The organism is Agromyces sp. Y558, assembly GCF_059445415.1.
Map to the genome: position 1 here is coordinate 2,386,666 of NZ_JCAIUH010000001.1, position 20,117 is coordinate 2,406,782.

Sequence of the window (20,117 nt, forward strand, 5' to 3'; positions counted from 1 at the left end):
TCCGTCAGATGGAAGCCGGAGGAAGTCGCATCCCGCGACGATAGGCTCGATGCAGAAGCAGCACGCGGTGATCCCGCGGGCGAACAGGCGATGGAGCCGGCTGCGGGTGCGTCACATGCTGACGTGCACTCGAGCCCATTGTTGGAGGAAGAATGCACGAGCCCGAGACGGCCGACGACACGTACACCGACACCGCTCCGATCCCGTCACCACCCGCCGTACCGACCCGCACCGAGACCGACTCGCTGGGCTCGCTCGAGGTGCCGGCAGACGCGTACTGGGGAGTGCACACCAAGCGGGCGCTCGAGAACTTCCCGATCTCCAAGCGCCCCATCTCGGTCTACCCCGACCTTGTCGTCGCGCTCGCCTCCGTCAAGCAGGCCGCGGCACGAGCGAACCGCGAGGTCGGAGTGCTCACGGCTCAGAAAGCGGAATGGATCGACGAGGCCTGCCAGCGGATCCTCGACGGCGAGCTTCATGAGGAGTTCGTGGTCGGCGTCATCCAGGGCGGCGCCGGCACGTCGACGAATATGAATGCCAACGAGGTCATCGCGAACCTCGCCCTGGAGATCGGCGGCTACCCCAAGGGCCGCTACGACGTGCTGGACCCGATCGACGACGTCAATCGCAGCCAATCGACGAACGACACCTATCCCACCGCCGTCAAGCTCGCGATGACCTTCTCGCTCACCACGATGTTGCGTGAGCTCGATCTGCTGCGCGTCGCGTTCGGCCGCAAGGGCCAGGAGTTCCACGAGGTCTTGAAGGTCGGGCGCACGCAGCTGCAGGACGCCGTGCCGATGACCCTCGGCCAGGAGTTCCACGGCTTCGCGACGACGCTCGGCGAAGACTACGAGCGACTGAGCGAGACGATCAAGCTGCTCTCCGAGGTGAACCTCGGCGCCACCGCCATCGGCACCGGCATCACCGCCGACCCCGGCTACGCGGCCGCGGCGGTGCGCCACCTCAGCGCGATTACCGGGCTACGCCTCGAGACGGCGCCCGACCTGATCGAGGCGACGAGCGATACCGGTGTGTTCATGACGTTCTCGAGCGCGCTGAAGCGCAGCGCGATCAAGCTGTCGAAGATCTGCAATGACCTTCGCCTGCTCTCGTCCGGCCCGCAGGCCGGGTTCGGCGAGATCAACCTGCCGCCCAAGCAGGCCGGTTCGAGCATCATGCCGGGCAAGGTCAATCCCGTCATCCCCGAGGCGGTGAGCCAGGTCGCTTACGCGGTGGCCGGTGCGGATGTCACGGTGATGATGGCGGCCGAGAGCGGCCAGTTGCAGTTGAACGCGTTCGAGCCGGTGATGGCCCACTCGCTGCTGCAGTCGATCACGTGGATGCGGCAGGCGTGCTGGACGCTCCGGGTGAACTGCGTCGACGGCATCACAGCCAACGTCGACCGGCTCGAGGCCATGGTCGCTTCGAGCGTCGGCGTGATCACCGCGCTCATCCCGTTCATCGGCTACACCGAGGCATCCACGCTCGCGAAGCTCGCTTTGAAGACCGGACGACCCGTCGCCGACCTGGTCGTCGAGGCCGGGCTCATGACTCGCGAGGCAGTGATGGCCCAGTTGCTGCCCTCCAAGCTCTCGGGCATGCGCCCGATCACGAAGGCGATCCCGTTGATCGACCTGCAGGGCGAGCCGAGCGAGTAGGCGGATGCTTCCGGGCACGCCCGGGACACCCTCAGGGCTGCACCTCGCGCGCGAGTCTGATCAGCCGAGCGAGGCGCGCAGTGCCGTGAGACCGGTCGTGAGCGCGCGCCGCGCGTCGCCGCCGATCGAGGCGAGGCGGGACTGCACGGCGCCGACGACGAACGGCGTCGCCCGGGTCACCAGCGCGGTGCCCGCCTCGGTGAGGGTGATGAGCGAGGATCGGCGATCGCTCGGGTTCGCGACGCGTCGCACCCAGCCGTCGCGCTCGAGGCGGTCGACTGATTTGCTGACCGCTCCGACGGTGATGCCGATCTCATCGGCGATGTCCTGCACGCGGCATCCGTCGACCGAGTCGATCACCCGCAGCACGTCGTAGCTCGCCAGGTGCACGTCGTGCTCTTCGAACAGCTCGCTGTCGAGCTGTTCGAACCACCGGGTCTCGGCGCGCACGAGGTCGAAGAAGAGGGCGAGGTCGTCAGACACAGATATATTCCTAAGAAATAGATTGACAGGAAGCTAATTGCTCATACTATTGATTCCTAGTAATCAATCTACGACAGGAGCAGCAGGATGTCACGCCTCGAGTTCGACCGGTTGTCCGAGTCCTACGCGCTTTCGCGCTTCGCTGCCGACGCGACCGTCGCCGAGATGCGCATCGCCTTCACCGAAGGCGCGGTCGCCGCGCCCGACGGATTCGCCACTCGCCACGTCGCGATCGGCGAGCGTTCCGCGATCGAGCTCGTGCCCGGCGACGGCGGGGGAGCCGGGGCGCTGCTCTACCTGCACGGCGGCGGGTACGTGATCGGTTCGGCGGCGACCGGTGTGGGCATGGCGGCGGCACTCGCCCAGCGCACGGGTACGACGGCGTACTCGTTCGACTACTGTCTCGCGCCCGAACACCGCTTTCCCGAGCCCGTCGACGATGCGTTCGCCGCCTACCGCGAGCTGTTGGAGCGATTCGGCGCACGGAGCCTGATCGTCGCCGGTGATTCGGCGGGCGGGGGCCTCGCGATCGCGACCCTTCTCGCGGCCCGCGATGCCGGCCTCGGGATGCCCGCCGCGGTCGCGGTCTTTTCGCCTTGGGTTGATCTGACGCTGAGCGGTGACTCGTTCTCGGATCGGGTCGGCGATGACCCGCTCTTCGATCAAGACGACCTGCGCGGATACGCCAACCAGTACCTGCCCGAGTCGGGGGCGGCCGACGCCGCGGCGTCGCTGCTCGCGAGCCCCGTCTTCGCGAGCCTGCGCGGCTTGCCGCCGATGCTCGTGCAAGTCGGCAGCCGGGAGCTGCTGCTCGACGACGCGGTCAGGCTCGTCGCCAACGCGGCGCACGACGACGTCGACGTCGTGCTCGAAGTCGCGGCTCGGGCGCCCCACAACTACCAGACGGCGCTCGGCACGCTCGATGCGGCCGGGGTCGCGCTCGATCGTGCGGGCGACTTCCTCCGGCGCCGCCTCTCGGCCGGTGAACTCGTCGGCTGAGCGGGGTTCGCCAGCGCCTCAGACGACGCGGCAGTGCGTCGTGAGCGAGCCGATGCCCTCGATCGTGACGGTCACGGTCGAACCATCGCGCAGGAAGACCTGCGGGTTGCGCGAGTACCCGGCGCCGCCGGGGCTGCCGGTGGAGATGAGTGTGCCGGCCGGAATCGTCGCCGATCGCGAGAGGTAGGAGATGATCTCGGCGACGCCGCGCACCATCTCGCTCGTCGAGGCATCTTGCAGGATATGACCGTCGAGGTTCGTCGTGAGCCACAGGTCTTGCGGGTCGGCGACTTCGTCGGCGGTCACGACGACGGGCCCGGTGGGGGTGAACCCGTCGAACGACTTGCAGCGTGACCACTGCGCTTCGCTGAACTGCAGGTCGCGCGCGGTGATGTCGTTGACGACGGTGTAGCCCCACACGTAGTCGAGGGCGTCGCGCACGTGCACGCCTCGCGCCGGCCGGCCGATGATGACGCCGAGCTCGGCCTCGTAGTCGACCTGCGTCGTGAGGTCGTCGGGCCACGTGGTCGTTGCGCCGTGACCGGTCAGCGAGTTCGGCCAGAGCGAGAAGATCGTCATCGCCGTCTCAGACCGCAGTTTCAGCTCGGAGGCGTGCGCGGCGTAGTTCGCACCGATCGCGATCACCTGCGCCGGCCGCAACACGGCAGAGGAATGCCGGAGCTCAGTCACTGGCGTCGTGTCGTTGCCGAGCGCGACAACTGAGTCGACCACCTCGCGCACTTCGGCGAGGCCCTCGGCGCCGCGTTCGATGAGATCTTGCAAATCGCGCGGCGGCTGTTGCATGCACTCGTCGAGGAAGATCGCGGAATCCGCGACCACCGCCGCGAGTCGAGGGATCGTCTGGCCTTCGACTCTCAGGTGCGCGAACTTCACTTGTTCAGGCTATCGGGCGACTCGGCCAATGCGATGTGCGCGATGTACAACGAACGTCGCTTCGAGCACCCTCGCGTCGACAAGACGATCACGCGAACGGATGCCGCGTCAGCTCGCCGCCGGTCGCAACCGCAACTCCTGCATGCCCCCATCGACGGCGATCGCGACTCCGGTCGTCGATCCGGAGGCGGGGCTCGCGAGGTACGCGACGGCTTCGGCGACCTCGTCGGCCGACACCAAGCGCCCGTGCGGTTGGCGTGCTTCGAGGGCGGCGCGCTCAGCGGCAGGGTCATCGGCGGAGGCGAGCAGGCGGCCGATCCATGGGGTGTCGGCGGTGCCCGGGTTGACGGCGTTCACGCGGATGCCCTCGCGCAGGTGGTCGGCGGCCATCGCCCGGGTGAGCGCCGCGACGGCGCCCTTGCTGGCACTGTAGAGGGCGCGCTCCGGCAGTCCCGCCGTCGACGCGATCGACGCGGTGTTGACGATCGCGGCGGCGGGGGAGTCGCGGAGGTACGGCAGGGCAGCACGAGCGACGCGCACCATGCCGACGACGTTGATGTCGAGCACCCGGTGCCACTCGTCGTCGGCGTTCGCCTCGATCGTGCCCTGCGCGCCGATGCCGGCGTTGTTCACGACGATGTCGATGCGGCCGAGCTCTGCGACCACGCGCTCGACGCCGGCCCGCACGCTGGTGTCATCGGCCACGTCGACGTCGACGGCCAGATCGGCGTGGGCCGCGGCATCCGGCTGCAGGTCGAACACGACGACGCGGGCACCGCCTCTCTGCAGGCGGGCTGCGATCGCGGCTCCGATGCCGGATGCCCCGCCGGTGACGATCGCGACGAGGCCGCTGAATTCGTTGCTCATGTGTTGGAACCTTTCGAGTCGGTCAGGTGATTCGGTTCGGGCGCATCGGGTCAGGCGATTCGGGTCGGGCGGATCGGGTCGGGCGATTCGGTTCAGGCGGATCGGGTCAGGCGGCCCGGGTCAGGCGGCTCGAATCAGGATGAGACGTACTGCTGGCGTTGCCGGCCGAGACCTTCGATCTCGAGTTCGACGACGTCGCCGGCGGTGAGATAGGGGAACCGGCCCGAGAGGGCGACGCCCTCCGGCGTGCCCGTGAGCACGAGGTCGCCGGGTTCGAGGGTGAGGTACTGGCTGAGCGTCCACACGATCGTGTCGACGTTGAAGATGAGGTCGCTCGTGCGCGAGTCCTGTCGGGGCTCGCCGTTGACGAAGCTCGTGAGGTGCACATCGTCGGCGTCGAGCTCGTCGTCGGTGACGAGCCACGGGCCGGTCGGGCAGAACCCGGGCGCACTCTTGCCCTTCGACCACTGACCGCCCGAGATCGCGATCTGCCAGTCGCGCTCGGAGAGATCGTTCGCCGTGACGTAGCCCGCGATGTGCGCGCGGGAATCGGCGGGGGAGTCCAGGTAGCTCGCGCGGCGACCGATCACGACGCCGAGCTCGACCTCCCAGTCGGTCTTCTCGCTGCCGCGGGGGATCGCGACGTCGTCGTACGGGCCGACCACGGTGTTCGGTGACTTCATGAACATGACGATCTGCGTGGGCGGCTCGGAGCCCGATTCGGCAGCGTGTGCGGCGTAGTTCATGCCGATGCAGTACACCGCCGAGGGGCGGGCGATCGGAGCCGCGACTCGAAGGCTCGAGGCATCCTGCACCTCGGGGAGTTCGCCGCCGGCAGCCGCGACCCGAGCGCGCTCGATACCGTCGCCGCCCAGGAAGCGGCCGTCGATGTCGGCGGTGATCGAGCGCAGGTCGAGCGCGCGGTCGCCCTCGATGATGACGGGGATCTCGGTGCCGATATTGCCGAGCCGGGCGAATCTCATGCTGGTCTGCTCCATTCGTGGCTCTGCGTGAACATCTGAAGTCTGGGTGAGGCGCAGGCCGATTCAGAGAGATTCTTGCATATCTTCGCGCGGTTGACAGGAGAGACATCGGATGTTTATGCTCAGGATCGCCACGACTCGGGTCGCCAGGAAAGGACGTCATGAGCACCATCGTCAGAGTTGATACCCGGGACATCCGCTTCCCGACCTCCCTCGAACTCGACGGTTCGGACGCGATGAACCCCGACCCCGACTACTCGGCGGCGTACCTCACGATCCGCACGGACGCCGCTGACGGCCTCGAGGGGCACGCATTCGTCTTCACGATCGGGCGCGGCAACGATGTCGAGGTCGCGGCGCTCGACGCGCTCCGCGGCCACTTGCTCGGCCAGGATGTCGAGGCACTGCTCGACGACATGGGCTCCGCTTGGCGCCTGCTCGCCCACGACTCGCAATTGCGCTGGCTCGGCCCCGAGAAGGGCGTCATGCACATGGCGATCGGCGCGGCGATCAACGCACTCTGGGACCTCAAGGCCAAGCGAGCAGGCCTCCCGCTCTGGCGCCTGGTCGCCGAGCTCTCGCCCGAACAGCTCGTCGCGCTCGTCGACTTCCGCTATCTCAGCGATGCGATCACTCCGGATGAAGCGCTCGAGCTGTTCCGCGCGGCAGAACCCGGTCGCGCCGAGCGTACGGCCGAACTCCTCGAGATCGGCTACCCCGCATACACGACGACGCCCGGCTGGCTCGGATACTCCGACGAGAAGCTCGACCGGCTCTGCCGCGAGGCGGTCGCCGACGGCTACCCGCAGATCAAGCTGAAGGTCGGCGCCGATCTCGCCGATGACATCCGCCGGCTCGGCATCGCACGCGCCGCCGTGGGCGACGGATTCCCGATCGCCATCGACGCGAACCAGCGGTGGGACGTCGACGCGGCGATCGAATGGGTCAACGCGCTCGCAGAATTCGACGTGGAGTGGATCGAAGAGCCCACGAGCCCCGACGACATCCTCGGGCACGCGGCCATCGCCCGCGGCGTCGCGCCGATCAAGGTGGCGACGGGCGAGCACGTGGCGAACCGCATCGTCTTCAAGCAACTGCTGCAGGCCGGCGGCATGCACGTCATGCAGATCGACGCTACGCGCGTCGGCGGCGTCAACGAGAACATCGCGAACCTGCTGCTGGCCGCCAAGTTCGGCGTGCCCGTCTGCCCGCACGCCGGTGGTGTCGGGCTCTGCGAGGCGGTGCAACACCTCTCGATGTTCGACTACGTCTCGCTCTCGGGCACGATGGAGGGACGCATGATCGAATTCGTCGACCACCTCCACGAGCACTTCGTCACCCCGGCCGTGGTGCGTCGCGGCCGGTACCTCACGCCCACCACGCCCGGAGCGGGCACCGAGATGCTCGCGGCATCCGTCGACGAGTACACGTGGCGCGGTGCGCAGGTCGGGGAGGTGACTGCATGACCGCTGACGTCACCTCCGCCGAGCGGCTCGGCCCGCTCGGCTACGGCGCGGCCTCGGTCGGCAACCTCTACCGCGATGTGAGCGACGCGCAGTCGGAGGCCGCGCTCGCCGCGGCATGGGACAGCGGCATCCGCTACTTCGACACCGCACCGCACTACGGGCTCGGCATCTCCGAACGGCGACTCGGCTCCTACCTCGCCGCGAAGCCCCGCCAAGACTTCGTGCTCTCGACGAAGGTCGGGCGAGTGCTCGACCCGAACCCCGACTTCGCCGGCGGCGACGACCTGGCGTTCGACTTCGCCGTGCCGAACAGCACGGTACGCCGCTTCGACCCGAGCGAGGCCGGCATCCGCCGAAGCCTCGAGGACTCCCTCGAACGCCTCGGTCTCGACCGCATCGACATCGCATTCCTGCACGACCCAGACGTCTACGACCTCGATCGAGGCATCGGCGAGGGGCTGCCCGCACTTGCGAAGCTTCGCGACGAAGGTGTCGTCGCCGCCATCGGCATCGGCACCAACTCTGCGGATGCCGCGGCGCGCGCGGTTCGCGAAGGCGACCTCGACCTCGTGATGATCGCCGGGCGCTACACGCTGCTCGAGCAGCCGGCGCTCGCCGAGCTGTTGCCGCTGTGCGAGCAGCGCGGGGTCGGCGTCGTCGCCGCCGCCGTCTACAACTCCGGCCTGCTCTCGACGTCGAGACCGGCGGAGGGTGGCCGCTACAACTACGGCGCGGTGCAGCCCGAGGTGCTGGCGCACGCCACCCGGCTCGCCGAAGTCTGCCGCTCCGAGGGCGTCGAGTTGCCGGTCGCTGCGCTGCAGTACCCGCTCCGGCACCCTGCTGTGCGATCGGTCGTCGTCGGCTCGGCGCGCCCGGCCGAGATCGCCGAGAACGCCGCTCGGGTGCACGCACCGGTTCCCGACGCCCTGTGGATCCGACTGCGCGACGAGGGGCTCATTCCGTGACCGCGCCGGCCCGCACGATCGACGCGCACCTGCACCTCTGGGATCGCTCGGTGAGCGACTACGCGTGGATCACGCCTGAGCTCGGGCCGCTCGATGCGGATTTCGGGCCCGAGCAGGCGCGGGCGGAACTCGCTGCCGCGGGCATCGACGCTGCCATCCTCGTGCAGGCCGATGACTCGCTCGCCGACACGCGATTCATGCTCGGGGTCGCCGCGCATCACGACTGGGTGGCGGGCGTCGTCGGCTGGGTGCCGCTCGACGATCGCGCCGCGGCGTTCGCAGCGCTCGACGCGCTCGAGGGGGAGACCGCGCTCCGCGGCATCCGTCACCTCGTGCACGACGACCCGCGCGACGGGTTCCTCGAGCTGCGCGGCGTGCGCGCCTCGCTCGCCGAGGTCGCCCGGCGCGGCCTCGCATTCGACGTGCCCGACGCCTGGCCGCGCCACCTCGGCGCGGCGCGGCGACTCGCACTCGCGATCCCCGAGCTCACCGTGGTGATCGACCACCTCGCCAAGCCGCCTGTCGGCCGCGGCGACTTCGACGCGTGGCGACGCGAGTTCGAGGCGGTCGCCGCGCTGCCGAACACGGTCGCGAAGTTCTCGGGATTGCACCTGCCGGGAGTGCCGTACGGCAGTGCGACGGTGCAGCCGCTCTGGGAGATCGCGCTCGAGTCGTTCGGGCCGGCTCGCCTGATGTACGGCGGCGACTGGCCGATGTCGGTGCCCCACGGCGGCTATCAGTCGACGTGGGCGGTCATGAGCGGATGTCTCGCCGAGCTTGCTCCGTCCGAGCGAGACGCTGTGCTGGGTGGCACTGCCGAACGCGTGTATTCGCGCGAGTAATCGGATGTCTTTCGCTATATAAATACAGAGTGGCAACAAATCGGAGTGAAACCCGCTGAAACATCGGATGAGTAGTACACTCATCCCGAATCTCAAGGAAGCGAGGCGCACGTGCTGAGTGGCATCAACCCGATCCTCGGCGGCGAACTGCTCGCCGCGCTCGATCGGCTCGGTCACGGCGACGAACTCGTCGTCGCCGACGCGAACTTTCCCGCCCACCGGGTCGGGGCACTGGTGGTCGAGGCCGCGGCACTCGACGCGGCCGACGTGGTCGCCGCGATCCGCACCGTCGTCCCGCTCGATACCTACGAGGGCGCTGCAGTGCTGCTCATGGCGGCCGAGGGTGGCGAGCGGCTGCCCGTGCAGCACGAACTCGTCGCGGCTGCCGACGCGGCCGCCGACCGGGTCGAAGAGCTCGAGCGATTCGCCTTCTACGACCGGGCCGCCGCGGCGCAACTGATCGTGCGCACGGGAGAGCTGCGACCATGCGGCAACATCGTGCTGCGCAAGGGCGTCGTGAACGCGTACACGCCGACCGGGGCTGCGTGATGAGCGCACATGCCGACGCTGCGACCCCGCTACTCGACCTCGAGGGGGTGAGCAAGGGCTTCCCCGGCGTTCAGGCGCTCGCCGATGTGCGACTCGACCTCCGACACGGCGAAGTGCTCGCCCTCGTCGGCGAGAACGGCGCCGGCAAGTCGACGCTCATGAAGCTCCTCGCGGGCATCTACACGCCCGACGCCGGCACCTTCCGCCTGAACGGGAAGGAACTCACGATCGAAGGGCCGCGCCATGCTCAGGAGCTCGGCATCTCGATCATCCACCAGGAGTTCAACCTCATGCCCGACCTCACGGTCGCGCAGAACATCTTCATCGGCCGCGAGCACCGGGCCGGCGGCCTGTTCCTCGACGAGCGAGCCCTCAACCGGCGAGCCCAAGACCTCTTCGACCGACTGGGGCTCGCCCTCGACCCCACCGAGCGGGTCGAACGGCTCACGGTCGCGCGACAGCAGATGGTCGAGATCGCCAAGGCGCTCTCGTTCGACGCGAAGGTGCTCATCATGGACGAGCCCACCGCCGCCCTGAATGACACCGAAGTCGATGTGCTCTTCGAGCTGATCCGGCGGTTCCGCACTCCAGACACGGGCGTCATCTACATCTCGCACCGCATGGAGGAACTCGCGCGCATCTCCGACCGCATCACGGTGCTGCGCGACGGCCGGTACATCGGCACGCGGGTGACCGCCGAGACCGAGCCGCGAGAGATCATCTCGCTCATGGTCGGACGCGAGATCTCGGGCGAACAGCGCCCGCCTGTCGCGACGGGCAGCGGCGAGCCCGTGCTCTCGGTGCGCGGGCTCACGACGAAGCACCTGCTGCGCGACGTCGGCTTCGACGTGCGCGCCGGCGAGATCCTCGGATTCGCGGGGCTCATGGGCGCTGGTCGCACCGAGGTCGCCCGTGCCATCGTCGGCGCCGACCGCATCGAGTCCGGGGAGATCCTCGTGCACGGCCGGCCGGTGACGATCGGGAATCCCGCAGAGGCTGCTCGGCTCGGCATCGGGTATCTCTCCGAAGACCGCAAGCAGCTCGGCGTACTGCTCGAGCGAAGCGTTCGCGAGAACATCGTGCTCGCCTCGCTTCGCGACTACGTCTCGGCGTTGGGATTCGTGAACGGCTCCCGCATCGAGGCCACCGGACGCGAGTACGTCGAGAAGCTCCGCATCAAGACGCCGTCGACAGCGCAGCTCGTGAAGAACCTCTCGGGCGGCAACCAGCAGAAGGTCGTCATCGCGAAGTGGCTCGCGAAGGACTGCGAAGTGCTCATCTTCGACGAACCCACCCGCGGCATCGACGTCGGTGCCAAGGAGGAGATCTATGCCCTGCTGCGCCAGCTCGCCGACCAGGGCAAGGCGATCATCATGATCTCCTCCGAGCTGCCAGAGGTGCTCCGGCTCTCCGACCGGATCGCCGTCATGGCCGAGGGACGCCTCACAGCGGTGCTCGACAACGTCGAGGCGACGCAAGAGAACCTCATGGACTACGCCACCCGATTCACGAGCGAAGGAACGATCGCACGATGAGCCCGACGACGACGCAACCGCCAGCACCGACCCCGTCGACGACGGCATTCGCCGCGGTCGAGGCCGGTACCCCCAGATTCGCGTGGCTGCGCGGTTCACTGCAGCAATTGCTCGCATTCGCGAGCCTCATCGTGATCGTCGCGGTGTTCTCGTTCGCGAGCCCGCACTTCTTCACGACGAACAATCTCGTCTCGATCCTGACCGCCGCGACCGTCACGGGCATCCTGGCGCTCGGCACGACCTTCGTGATCATCACCGGCGGCATCGACCTCTCGATCGGCACCGGAATGGTGCTCTGCGGCGTGATGGCCGGCGTCTTCCTCACCTACCTCGGCTGGCCGCTCTGGGCCGGCGTCGGGGCCACCATCCTGTTCGGTGGACTGATCGGCCTCATCAACGGCGTGAACGTCTCAGTGCTCGGCATCCCGCCGTTCATCGCGACCCTCGGCATGATGCTGATCGCGGCGGGCCTGTCGCTCGTGATCTCGGGCACCAAGCCGATCTACTTCAACGACACCCCCGAGTTCCAGTCGATCATGAACCTGTCGATCGTCCCCGGAATCCGGTTCCCGCTCGGTGTCGCGATCTTCATCGTCATGATCATCGTGGCCGCAGTGCTGCTGTCGAAGACGATCGTCGGCCGCTATACCTTCTCGATCGGATCGAACGAGGCGGCCACGGCGCTTTCCGGCGTCAACGTGCGCCGGTGGAAGATCGTCATCTACACGCTCGCGGGCCTGTTCGTGGGCCTCGCCGGCGTGCTGAGTGCCTCACGTCTCTCGTCGGCACAGCCCACCGGCGGCATGGGGCTCGAGCTCGAGGCGATCGCCGCCGTCGTCATCGGCGGCACCTCGTTGCAGGGTGGCAAGGGCTCCATCATCGGCACCGTGATCGGCGCGCTCATCATGGCGGTGCTCACGAACGGGCTTCGCATCATCTCCGTGCCGCAGGAGTGGCAGTCGGTCGCCGTCGGCATCGTCATCCTCGTCGCCGTCTACCTCGACATGCTGCGACGCCGGCGGTCCTGACCCGCCGGCGCGCCCGGCACAACCCGCACCACCACGAATACCCACAACACCAAGGAGTGACATGTTCAAGAAGCGAAGGATGGGCGTGATCGTCGGCGCCGTTGCCGCAGCCCTCGTGCTCGCCGGTTGCGCGAGCGACGGCGGAGGTTCGGGCTCGGGAGGAGGCGACGGTGACAAGCCGTACATCGCGCTCGTCTCGAAGGGCTTCCAGCACCAGTTCTGGCAGGCCGTGAAGTCGGGCGCCGAGCAGGCGGCGGAGGAATTCGACGTCGAGATCACCTTCGAGGGTCCCGACACCGAGGCCGACGTCGACCAGCAGATCCAGCAGCTGCAGACCGCGCTCGACAAGAACCCCGCGGCGATCGGGTTCGCGGCCCTCGACAGCCAGGCGGCCGGTCCACTGCTGCAGCAGGCGAAGGACTCGAACATCCCGGTCATCGCGTTCGACTCGGGCGTCGACAGCGACGTCCCGCTCACAACCGCAGCGACCGACAACCTCGCCGCTGCCGCTGAGGCTGCCAAACACATGGCCGAGGCCGTCGACCACGAGGGCAAGGTCGCCCTCGTCGTGCACGACCAGACCTCGGTCACCGGCCAGGAGCGTCGCGACGGCTTCGTCGACTACATGGAGGAGAACGAGCCGAACATCGAGATCGTCGACGTGCAGTACGGCGGCGGCGACCAGGCGAAGTCCGCTGACCTCGCAAAGGCGATACTCGCGGCCAACCCCGACCTCAAGGGCATCTACGGCTCGAATGAGGGTTCTGCGATCGGCGTCGTGCAGGCCGTGAAGGAACTCGGTATCGACCCGAGCCAGCTCGTCGTGGTCGGGTTCGACTCCGGCAAGGCGCAGATGGATGCGATCCGCGACGGCCTGATGACCGGCGCGATCACGCAGAACCCGGTCGGCATCGGCTACGAGACGGTCAAAGCCGCGGTCGAGGCGCTCGACGGCAAGGAACTGCCGAAGACGATCGATACGGGCTACTACTGGTACGACGCGTCGAACATCGACGACGACGAGATCCAGGCCGTGCTCTACGAGTAGGTTCCGGAAGTCTCGGGGCGTCGGCTTCGGCCGGCGCCCTTTCGCGTGCGCAGAGCGCCCTTCCCGGAACGCGCTCAGAACACCGTGCTCAGAGTGCGGCGCGGAGCCACTGCTCGACACCGCTCACGTGCACCACGGTGAGCGCCGAAGCGAGATCGGCATCGCCCGCGACGATCGCGTCGAGGATCGCATGGTGCTCGGAGAGGGTGCGCTCGACGGCGTTCTCCTGCGTGATTCCGCGCCAGATGCGGGCCCGCACCGTGTGACTCGACAGCGAGTCGATGAGGCTTGCGAGGTAGGTGTTGCCAGCGGCGTCGGCGATGCCACGGTGGAACTCGAGGTCGTGTTCGACGAGCCCCTCGACATCGGCGGCATGGTCGACGCTCGCGACGATCTCACGGAGGCGTTGCATGTCGGCGGCATCGGCGTTGCGGGCCGCGAGGGCCGTGGCCGCAGGTTCGAGGATGCGGCGAACCGCGAAGATCTCGAGCACCGAATGATCGTCGTGCAGGTCGACGACGAACGACATCGCCTCGAGCAGCAGTCGCGGTTCGAGGCTCGTGACGTAGGTGCCGTCGCCGCGGCGCACATCGAGCACTCGGATCACTTCGAGTGCCTTGACGGCTTCTCGCAGTGAGGAGCGCGAGAGGCCGAGCCGTTCGCTCAGCTCCTTCTCGGGGGGCAGCCGATCCCCGGGCGAGAGCTCACCCGCGATGATCATCTCTTTGATGCGCAGAATTGCTTCATCGGTGACCGCCATGCCGAGATCGTACCGCGTCGGGGCGCACGCACGAGTACAGACATCAGATCTTTGTGCCGGCGGCGCGCCAGAGATGCATCGATGCGTAGCTGCGCCAAGGTGCCCAGCGAAGCCCTACACGCCCGAGCTCGGCGGCACCGGCGGGCAGCCCCAGTCGCTCGGCTCCGTTGCGGAGTGCCAGGTCGCCCGTGAGCAGCACATCGGGTGCGCGGGTCACCCGCATGGAGACGTACCCGGCCGTCCATGGGCCGATGCCCGGCACCGAGAGCAATTCGGCCGCAAGCTCGTGGCGTTCGCACTCGGCGGCGACGACGAGAGCGCCCGAGTCGAGACGGACCGCAACGTCGATGATCGTGCGTACCCGCGCGGCAGGGCCTCTGAGCACTGTGTGACCATGCTCGGCGATCGCCGCTGCCGAGGGGAAGAGCACCGTCGGCGCTCCGTCATCGCGCGGCGCGATGTGCTCGCCGAGTTCGGACGCGAGACGCGCGAGCGACGTGCGTGCCGACTTCACCGACACCTGTTGCCCGATGAGCGCGCGGAAGACGAGTTCGTGCGGATCGAGGCATCCGGGTACCCGAATTCCCGGCGTCTCTGCAACGGATGCCGCGAGCGCATCGTCGCTCGAAAGTGCCGCGTCGATGGCGAGCGCGTCGGCGTCGAGATCGAAGAGCCGCCGCACGCGGGCGACGAGCGGCGGGAGATCGGCGAGGGTCGTGAGCCGCGCCTCGACGTCGATGGCGGGGGCGCTCGTGTCGCCCGCCGGTGCCAGTGAGATGCTCGCCGCACCGCTCGGCAGCAAGAGTGTGCGTTCGTACCGGCCGGCGTGAACCCGCTCGACCCCGTCGAGAGCGCGCGCCGCGAGCCAGTCGAACACTCCGGCGGAGTCGAACGGCGGCCTCGCCGGCAGGCGCAGGCGCACCACGCCGCCCTCGACGGGCGCCGCAGGCACGGAGGACGATGCGGGAGCAGAGAACGAGGCGGGCACGGAGAACTGAGAACGTTCGCCCGCCACGGCGGGTTCGCCGGCGCCTCGGGTCGTTGATCGACGGGGTGCTGATCGTCGCTCGCGCTCGCGCACTCTGGCGGCCGCACGAAGCTCGAGCGGGCTGCGCTCGTAGACCTCGCGGATCGTGTCGTTGAACTGGCGGATGCTGCCGAACCCCGAGGCGAAGGCGACGTCGGCCGCGGGCAGCATCGTCGAGGTGAGCAGAACTCTCGCCGTCTGGGCGCGATGGGCACGGGCGAGCGCCAGCGGCCCGGCGCCCAGCTCGGCGGTGAGCACGCGCGTGAGGTGACGGGGTGTGTAGCCCAGTCGGGCCGCGAGGCCCGGCACGCCATCGCGCTCGACGACACCGTCTGCGATGAGTCGCATGGCGCGCGCCGCGAGGTCGTCGCGCAGGTCCCATTGGGGTGAACCCGGCACGGCATCGGGCAGGCACCGCTTGCACGCGCGCAGCCCCGCCTCGTGTGCGGCAGCGGCAGTGAGGTAGAAGCTCACGTTCGACGCCTTCGGAGCCACGGCCGGGCAGCTCGGCCGGCAGTAGATGCCGGTGGAGTGCACGCCCGTGATGAACTGCCCGTCGAAGCGCGAGTCGCGCGCCTGCATCGCACGGTAACGCTCGGCGAACTCGGGGTCGTCGAGCGGATCGGTGGCGAGCCGGCGCGTGCCCGTTGCGGTGGTCATGCCCCCAGCATCGCATGCCCAGCCGACATCGACCGGCGGAAATCGGACACGAGCGGTCCAACGTATGGTGGAGGGATGCCGCACGTCGCCGTGACCCTCCTGCAAGACGCCCTCGGGGCATCCGTGTCGACGGAATCGGCCGACCTCGAGTCCAGTCGGGAAGACCGATCCGGGTGGAGAAGCGCCACGCCGCCGATCGCCGTCGTTCACGCGGCATCCGTCGCCGAGGTGCAGACCGTGATGCGCATCGCGCACGAGACCGGCACGCCCGTGGTACCCCGCGGCGCCGGCACGGGCCTCGCGGGTGGCGGCATCGCGAGTCCCGGTGCGATCATGCTCGACCTCTCACGCATGAACCGCGTGCTCGAGATCTCCGAGGCCGACGAGCTCGCAGTGGTCGAGCCCGGCGTGCTCAACGGCGACCTCAACGACGCCATCGCCCCGCGCGGGCTCTGGTTCGCGCCCGACCCGGCGAGCCGGGCGATCTCCTCGATCGGCGGCAACATCGCGACCAATGCCGGCGGTCTCCTCTGCGCGAAGTACGGCGTCACCCGCGAGGCCGTGCTGGGCCTCGCCGTCGTGCTCGCCGACGGGAGGCTCCTCCGCACCGGCCACCGCACGGTGAAGGGCGTCACCGGCTACGACCTCACTGCACTCTTCACGGGCTCCGAGGGCACGCTGGGCGTCATCGTCGAAGCGACGGTGCGCCTCCAACCGGTCACACGTGGCGTCACCGTCACCGTCGCCGCAGTGTTCCCCGACATCGAGGCGGCGGCCGCGGCATCCGCTGCCGTCACCGCAGCCCGCCTGCGGCCGGCCGTGCTCGAACTCATCGACGCCGCCGGCCTCGCCCGCGTTGCCGCCTACATCGGCCCGGCCGGGCTCGCGGGCACGCCGCTCGAATCGATGGCACCCGCCGAGACCTTCCTATTGGCGCAGACCGACGGTGCCGGCTCAGCCGACGAGGCCGCTGAGATCGCCCGCCTGTTCGTCGCGTCGGGCGGACGGGCGACCCTGTCGACGGATGCCGCGACGGGCGAGCGTCTGCTCGGCATTCGCCGCGCCATGCACCCCGCGCTCGCCGCATCGGGCAACGTGCTCATCGAAGACGTGGCAGTGCCGCGCTCGCGTCTGCCCGAGATGTTCCGCGCCATCGAGGAGATCGGCGAGCGCTACGGCATCGAGATTCCGACGATCGCGCACGCCGGCGACGGCAACCTGCATCCCAATTTCGTATTCACGGGCGATGAGGTGCCCGAAGACGTGTGGGCCGCGGCCGACGCCATGTTCCGCACGGCGGTCGCGCTCGGCGGCACGCTCACCGGAGAGCACGGCGTCGGCATCCTGAAGCGGCGGTGGCTGGCCGACGAGCTCGGCGACGACTCGTTCGAGCTGCAGCGCGGCATCAAAGCGCTCTTCGACCCCACAAGCATCCTGAACCCGGGGGTCATGTTCGAGGCATCCGCGCCGCCCGCTCGATAGGCTGCCCGGGTGACCACCGTGGCCCCCGACCCCGCCCAGAATCCGTCGCCCGCACCGCCGATCTGGACGGCACCGCCGAAGGCGAGAAGCGGCGGCCTGGTCTTCGCGATCGTCGGCATCATCATCGGCGGCATCGTCGGGCTGCTCGTCCTCGCCTACATCGCGATCGGATTCGGCCTGTCCACGCTCGCCATCGGCTCGCTCCTTGCACTCGTGCCGCTCGCGCTCGTGCTGCTCGCCGTGCGCTGGGTCGACCGCTGGGAGCCCGAGCCGCGCTGGGCGCTCTGGTTCGCGTTCCTGTGGGGCGCCGCGGTGTCGGTCGCAATCGCACTGCTCGTCGATCTCGGGGTGCAGCTCGCGCTCGCGTTCGCCGAACCGGGTGGTGCGCGCGACGAGGCCCTGCAGGCGGTCGTGCAGGCGCCCATCGTCGAAGAGCTCGCCAAGGGCATCGGGGTGCTCCTCATCTTCGCGTTCTCGCGCTCGCACTTCGACGGACCGGTCGACGGGCTCGTCTATGCGGCCACGGTCGCGGCGGGTTTCGCGTTCACCGAGAACGTGCTGTACTTCGGCACCGCACTCGCGGAGGGAGGCGCGCAGACCCTCGGTGCGACGTTCGTCGTGCGCGGTCTCTTCTCGCCGTTCGCGCACGTGCTCTTCACGGTGTGCACCGGCCTTGCGATCGGCATCGGCGCGCGTCGGGGCGGGGGAGCGGGCGTGATCGGCTGGTTCCTGCTCGGCCTCCTCGGCGCGGTACTTCTGCACGCCCTCTGGAACGGTTCGCTCGCCTTCGCCGACGATGCCATCGGGCTCTACTTCACAGTGCAGGTGCCGATCTTCATCGCCGCCGTGCTGCTCACGTTCTTCCTTCGCAGGCAAGAGGTGCGGGTCACCAGACATCGACTCGCCGAGTACGGCGCTGCCGGCTGGTTCAGCCCGGCCGAAGTGGAGATGCTCGCAACGCCCGCGGGCAGGCGCCAGGCGAAAGCTTGGGCGAAGTCGCAGACGCCGCCGCGCATCGGCGTGATGAAGCAGCTGATCACGGATGCCACGCACCTGGCCTTCACTCGGCAGCGCATCGCGACGGGGCTCGCGAGCGAGCGCACGCTGGTCGACGAACGGGCGCTCCTCGCGGCAGTCGTCGAGGAGCGCCGCATACTCGTGAGCTGAGGCTCTCTGCTCTCTGCTCTCTGCTCTCTGCTCACGGGTCTCAGGTCTCAGGTCTCAGGTCCGGGCTCCGGGGTCCGGGCGGAGCCGGCTCTTCGGAGTGATCGCCAGCCGGTGTGCCCAACTGCTCCACCTCGCCCGCACAAAGAAACTCGCCTCCCTGTGGTGTGGCATTGCCGACATCTCTACCAGGCGACGAGTCCTTGAATTCCAGAATGCAACGTGTTCGCAGTCAGCGCAAGAGGGGAGTGGACGGTTGTCCGCGATTGCGACGAAGCCGCGAACCTGTTTGGGTTGATGCATGACCGATACGAACAGCAAGCCTGAGATCGACGCCCCCGAGGGTCCGGCTCCCGTCGACCTGGTGATCGAAGACATCGTCGTGGGCGACGGCGCCGAGGCGCAGCCCGGCTCGACGGTCGACGTGCACTACCTCGGCGTCGAGTACGACAGCGGCGAGGAGTTCGACTCCTCGTGGGGTCGTGGCCAGTCGATCAACTTCCCGCTCAGCTCGCTCATCAGCGGCTGGCAAGCGGGCATCCCTGGCATGAAGGTCGGCGGCCGGCGCAAGCTCACCGTGCCCCCGCAGCAGGCCTATGGCCCGGCAGGCGGCGGCCACCAGCTGTCCGGCAAGACGCTCATCTTCGTGATCGACTGCTCGGCGTCAGCTGACCGCTCAGCTTTCAAGTCGACGGCCGGCAGGGGCCACGGTGCGCAGCACCGCGTCCCTCCCGGCCGTCGACGTTCCGCTGACCACGCGCTCGTCGCGATAGCGGCCACCGCGTTTGACGATTCTGGATGCCGCGCGGTTCGCGATCTGATCGATCGCCGCCCACGTCGACGGTGCCGCGAAGTCGGCCCGGCCGTTGCGGCTGAAGATCACCCAGTCGTCGACGATCTCGATGTGCATTCCGGGCGCTTCGTCGATCATCGCCGCCATGAGGTCGGGGGTGAAAATGTAGAGCGCATCGCGCTCGTACTCCTTCGGTACGAACAGGTGGAAGTGCCGGTCGAAGTCGCCCTCGAGTGAGAGGTGCTGATCTCCGTCGAAGTCGACGGGGAACGCACGTCCCTCCGTCGTTCGCCCCTGAGGTTCGAGCACCATGTGCGGCAGCGGAGCGTCGAGGCGTACGGCGACGTATCTCCAATACGACGCGGGGTCGGCAGAGGTGCTCGTCGAACCGCCGGGTCCGATCGAGATCCTCACCGACGTGCCGGCCCTCGTCTGCACGTAGAGCAGGTTGCCGATCTCGACCATGCGGCCCGATCTCGTCGAGAACCGCGAATTGCGCGGTTTCCCGCGGAGCTGCTCGAAGAGATGGCCCGGCAGCCTTGGTGCGGCATCCGGCTCGTAGTCGAGATCGTTCAGCTCGGCGAAGCGATGCAGCCTGGCACCGGCCTTCGCCGGCATGCCGGTGACCAGGCGCCAGATCGCGACGACGCCGACCGTGATCGCGCCGAATATCGCGCACGCCACGACGATCGCGAGCGCAGCGAACCATGCCCAGCCGAACGCTGCGACGATTCCGTACACCGCCATCGCGAGGCAGCCGACGCCGACCACCCCGAGGAACACCCCGAGTCCGATCGCCGGCCGCGGATTGGCGCGGCCCGCCGCGAGATCCCGCTTCCGTTGCGCCGCGAGATCCGCGCTCGATATCGGACGGGTGAGGGAGACGGTGTCGATCGCCGGAAGCTGCACTT

The 20,117-nt window shown here is 68.5% G+C and carries 18 protein-coding genes and 1 pseudogene; 12 read left to right on the forward strand and 7 right to left on the reverse strand.

The window, feature by feature from the left end; genetic code table 11:
- Window positions 1-152 precede the first annotated feature (152 nt).
- Complete coding sequence (locus AC1C2T_RS11105; RefSeq protein ID WP_495385290.1) at window positions 153-1,661, forward strand: aspartate ammonia-lyase; 1,509 nt, start codon at window positions 153-155, stop codon at window positions 1,659-1,661.
- Window positions 1,662-1,721: 60 nt separating this feature from the next.
- Here the strand turns inward: AC1C2T_RS11105 and AC1C2T_RS11110 are convergent, their stop codons facing one another.
- Complete coding sequence (locus AC1C2T_RS11110) at window positions 1,722-2,144, reverse strand: MarR family winged helix-turn-helix transcriptional regulator (RefSeq protein ID WP_495362618.1); 423 nt, start codon at window positions 2,142-2,144, stop codon at window positions 1,722-1,724.
- Window positions 2,145-2,231: 87 nt separating this feature from the next.
- On the opposite strand from AC1C2T_RS11110, the gene AC1C2T_RS11115 reads away from it, so the two are divergent.
- Entirely contained in the window at window positions 2,232-3,143 is a 912-nt protein-coding gene (locus AC1C2T_RS11115) for an alpha/beta hydrolase (protein ID WP_495385291.1), read from the forward strand.
- Window positions 3,144-3,161: 18 nt separating this feature from the next.
- Here AC1C2T_RS11115 and AC1C2T_RS11120 read toward each other — a convergent pair whose 3' ends face one another.
- From AC1C2T_RS11120 to AC1C2T_RS11130, 3 genes are all read right to left on the reverse strand, one after another.
- Complete coding sequence (locus tag AC1C2T_RS11120; protein ID WP_495362620.1) at window positions 3,162-4,037, reverse strand: fumarylacetoacetate hydrolase family protein; 876 nt, start codon at window positions 4,035-4,037, stop codon at window positions 3,162-3,164.
- A 108-nt stretch (window positions 4,038-4,145) separates the two neighbouring features.
- Window positions 4,146-4,904 carry an SDR family NAD(P)-dependent oxidoreductase gene (locus AC1C2T_RS11125; RefSeq protein ID WP_495385292.1) on the reverse strand — a complete coding sequence of 253 codons (759 nt, stop codon included), beginning with the start codon at window positions 4,902-4,904 and terminating at the stop codon, window positions 4,146-4,148.
- A gap of 134 nt (window positions 4,905-5,038) precedes the next feature.
- A complete protein-coding gene (locus AC1C2T_RS11130) occupies window positions 5,039-5,887 on the reverse strand; it encodes a fumarylacetoacetate hydrolase family protein (protein ID WP_495385293.1) in 849 nt (282 codons plus the stop codon).
- A gap of 161 nt (window positions 5,888-6,048) precedes the next feature.
- On the opposite strand from AC1C2T_RS11130, the gene AC1C2T_RS11135 reads away from it, so the two are divergent.
- From AC1C2T_RS11135 to AC1C2T_RS11165, 7 genes are all read left to right on the forward strand, one after another.
- Window positions 6,049-7,353, forward strand: a complete 1,305-nt coding sequence (locus tag AC1C2T_RS11135; RefSeq protein ID WP_495362623.1) for an L-fuconate dehydratase — start codon at window positions 6,049-6,051, stop codon at window positions 7,351-7,353.
- Complete coding sequence (locus AC1C2T_RS11140) at window positions 7,350-8,318, forward strand: aldo/keto reductase (protein WP_495385294.1); 969 nt, start codon at window positions 7,350-7,352, stop codon at window positions 8,316-8,318. Before AC1C2T_RS11135 ends, AC1C2T_RS11140 begins: the two co-directional genes overlap by 4 nt.
- Window positions 8,315-9,160, forward strand: coding sequence for an amidohydrolase family protein (locus AC1C2T_RS11145; protein WP_495385295.1), 846 nt, complete (start codon window positions 8,315-8,317; stop codon window positions 9,158-9,160). Before AC1C2T_RS11140 ends, AC1C2T_RS11145 begins: the two co-directional genes overlap by 4 nt.
- A gap of 111 nt (window positions 9,161-9,271) precedes the next feature.
- Window positions 9,272-9,709 (forward strand): RbsD/FucU family protein, encoded by a 438-nt coding sequence (locus AC1C2T_RS11150; protein WP_495385296.1) that lies wholly within the window; start codon window positions 9,272-9,274, stop codon window positions 9,707-9,709.
- Window positions 9,709-11,244 carry a sugar ABC transporter ATP-binding protein gene (locus tag AC1C2T_RS11155; RefSeq protein ID WP_495362627.1) on the forward strand — a complete coding sequence of 512 codons (1,536 nt, stop codon included), beginning with the start codon at window positions 9,709-9,711 and terminating at the stop codon, window positions 11,242-11,244. Before AC1C2T_RS11150 ends, AC1C2T_RS11155 begins: the two co-directional genes overlap by 1 nt.
- Window positions 11,241-12,272 (forward strand): ABC transporter permease, encoded by a 1,032-nt coding sequence (locus AC1C2T_RS11160; RefSeq protein ID WP_495362628.1) that lies wholly within the window; start codon window positions 11,241-11,243, stop codon window positions 12,270-12,272. Before AC1C2T_RS11155 ends, AC1C2T_RS11160 begins: the two co-directional genes overlap by 4 nt.
- Window positions 12,273-12,333: 61 nt before the next feature.
- Window positions 12,334-13,320, forward strand: coding sequence for an ABC transporter substrate-binding protein (locus tag AC1C2T_RS11165; protein ID WP_495385297.1), 987 nt, complete (start codon window positions 12,334-12,336; stop codon window positions 13,318-13,320).
- A gap of 88 nt (window positions 13,321-13,408) precedes the next feature.
- On the opposite strand, the gene AC1C2T_RS11170 is transcribed toward AC1C2T_RS11165, so the two are convergent.
- Window positions 13,409-14,080 carry a FadR/GntR family transcriptional regulator gene (locus tag AC1C2T_RS11170; RefSeq protein WP_495362630.1) on the reverse strand — a complete coding sequence of 224 codons (672 nt, stop codon included), beginning with the start codon at window positions 14,078-14,080 and terminating at the stop codon, window positions 13,409-13,411.
- Between the two features lie 43 nt (window positions 14,081-14,123).
- Window positions 14,124-15,767 carry a DNA-3-methyladenine glycosylase 2 family protein gene (locus AC1C2T_RS11175; protein ID WP_495385298.1) on the reverse strand — a complete coding sequence of 548 codons (1,644 nt, stop codon included), beginning with the start codon at window positions 15,765-15,767 and terminating at the stop codon, window positions 14,124-14,126.
- Between the two features lie 75 nt (window positions 15,768-15,842).
- Here AC1C2T_RS11175 and AC1C2T_RS11180 point away from each other — a divergent pair, with 75 nt between their 5' ends.
- From AC1C2T_RS11180 to AC1C2T_RS11190, 3 genes and pseudogenes are all read left to right on the forward strand, one after another.
- Window positions 15,843-17,249 carry an FAD-binding oxidoreductase gene (locus tag AC1C2T_RS11180; RefSeq protein WP_495362632.1) on the forward strand — a complete coding sequence of 469 codons (1,407 nt, stop codon included), beginning with the start codon at window positions 15,843-15,845 and terminating at the stop codon, window positions 17,247-17,249.
- Between the two features lie 9 nt (window positions 17,250-17,258).
- A complete protein-coding gene (locus AC1C2T_RS11185) occupies window positions 17,259-18,416 on the forward strand; it encodes a PrsW family intramembrane metalloprotease (protein ID WP_495362633.1) in 1,158 nt (385 codons plus the stop codon).
- A 298-nt stretch (window positions 18,417-18,714) separates the two neighbouring features.
- Window positions 18,715-19,068 (forward strand): annotated as a pseudogene (locus AC1C2T_RS11190) (FKBP-type peptidyl-prolyl cis-trans isomerase); the annotation flags it as partial.
- Window positions 19,069-19,089: 21 nt separating this feature from the next.
- Here AC1C2T_RS11190 and AC1C2T_RS11195 read toward each other — a convergent pair.
- The gene (locus AC1C2T_RS11195) at window positions 19,090-20,115 is read right to left on the reverse strand and encodes a hypothetical protein (protein ID WP_495385425.1); all 1,026 of its coding nucleotides are present in this window, start codon (window positions 20,113-20,115) and stop codon (window positions 19,090-19,092) included.
- Window positions 20,116-20,117 lie beyond the last annotated feature (2 nt).

What these genes read in the sequence shown, in the direction of transcription:
- AC1C2T_RS11105 (WP_495385290.1), top strand. Translation starts at nt 153, where the DNA reads ATGCACGAGCCCGAGACGGCCGACGACACGTACACCGACACCGCTCCG.
- AC1C2T_RS11115 (WP_495385291.1), top strand. Translation starts at nt 2,232, where the DNA reads ATGTCACGCCTCGAGTTCGACCGGTTGTCCGAGTCCTACGCGCTTTCG.
- AC1C2T_RS11125 (WP_495385292.1), bottom strand. Translation starts at nt 4,904, where the DNA reads ATGAGCAACGAATTCAGCGGCCTCGTCGCGATCGTCACCGGCGGGGCA.
- AC1C2T_RS11130 (WP_495385293.1), bottom strand. Translation starts at nt 5,887, where the DNA reads ATGAGATTCGCCCGGCTCGGCAATATCGGCACCGAGATCCCCGTCATC.
- AC1C2T_RS11135 (WP_495362623.1), top strand. Translation starts at nt 6,049, where the DNA reads ATGAGCACCATCGTCAGAGTTGATACCCGGGACATCCGCTTCCCGACC.
- AC1C2T_RS11140 (WP_495385294.1), top strand. Translation starts at nt 7,350, where the DNA reads ATGACCGCTGACGTCACCTCCGCCGAGCGGCTCGGCCCGCTCGGCTAC.
- AC1C2T_RS11155 (WP_495362627.1), top strand. Translation starts at nt 9,709, where the DNA reads ATGAGCGCACATGCCGACGCTGCGACCCCGCTACTCGACCTCGAGGGG.
- AC1C2T_RS11160 (WP_495362628.1), top strand. Translation starts at nt 11,241, where the DNA reads ATGAGCCCGACGACGACGCAACCGCCAGCACCGACCCCGTCGACGACG.
- AC1C2T_RS11165 (WP_495385297.1), top strand. Translation starts at nt 12,334, where the DNA reads ATGTTCAAGAAGCGAAGGATGGGCGTGATCGTCGGCGCCGTTGCCGCA.
- AC1C2T_RS11170 (WP_495362630.1), bottom strand. Translation starts at nt 14,080, where the DNA reads ATGGCGGTCACCGATGAAGCAATTCTGCGCATCAAAGAGATGATCATC.
- AC1C2T_RS11175 (WP_495385298.1), bottom strand. Translation starts at nt 15,767, where the DNA reads ATGACCACCGCAACGGGCACGCGCCGGCTCGCCACCGATCCGCTCGAC.
- AC1C2T_RS11180 (WP_495362632.1), top strand. Translation starts at nt 15,843, where the DNA reads ATGCCGCACGTCGCCGTGACCCTCCTGCAAGACGCCCTCGGGGCATCC.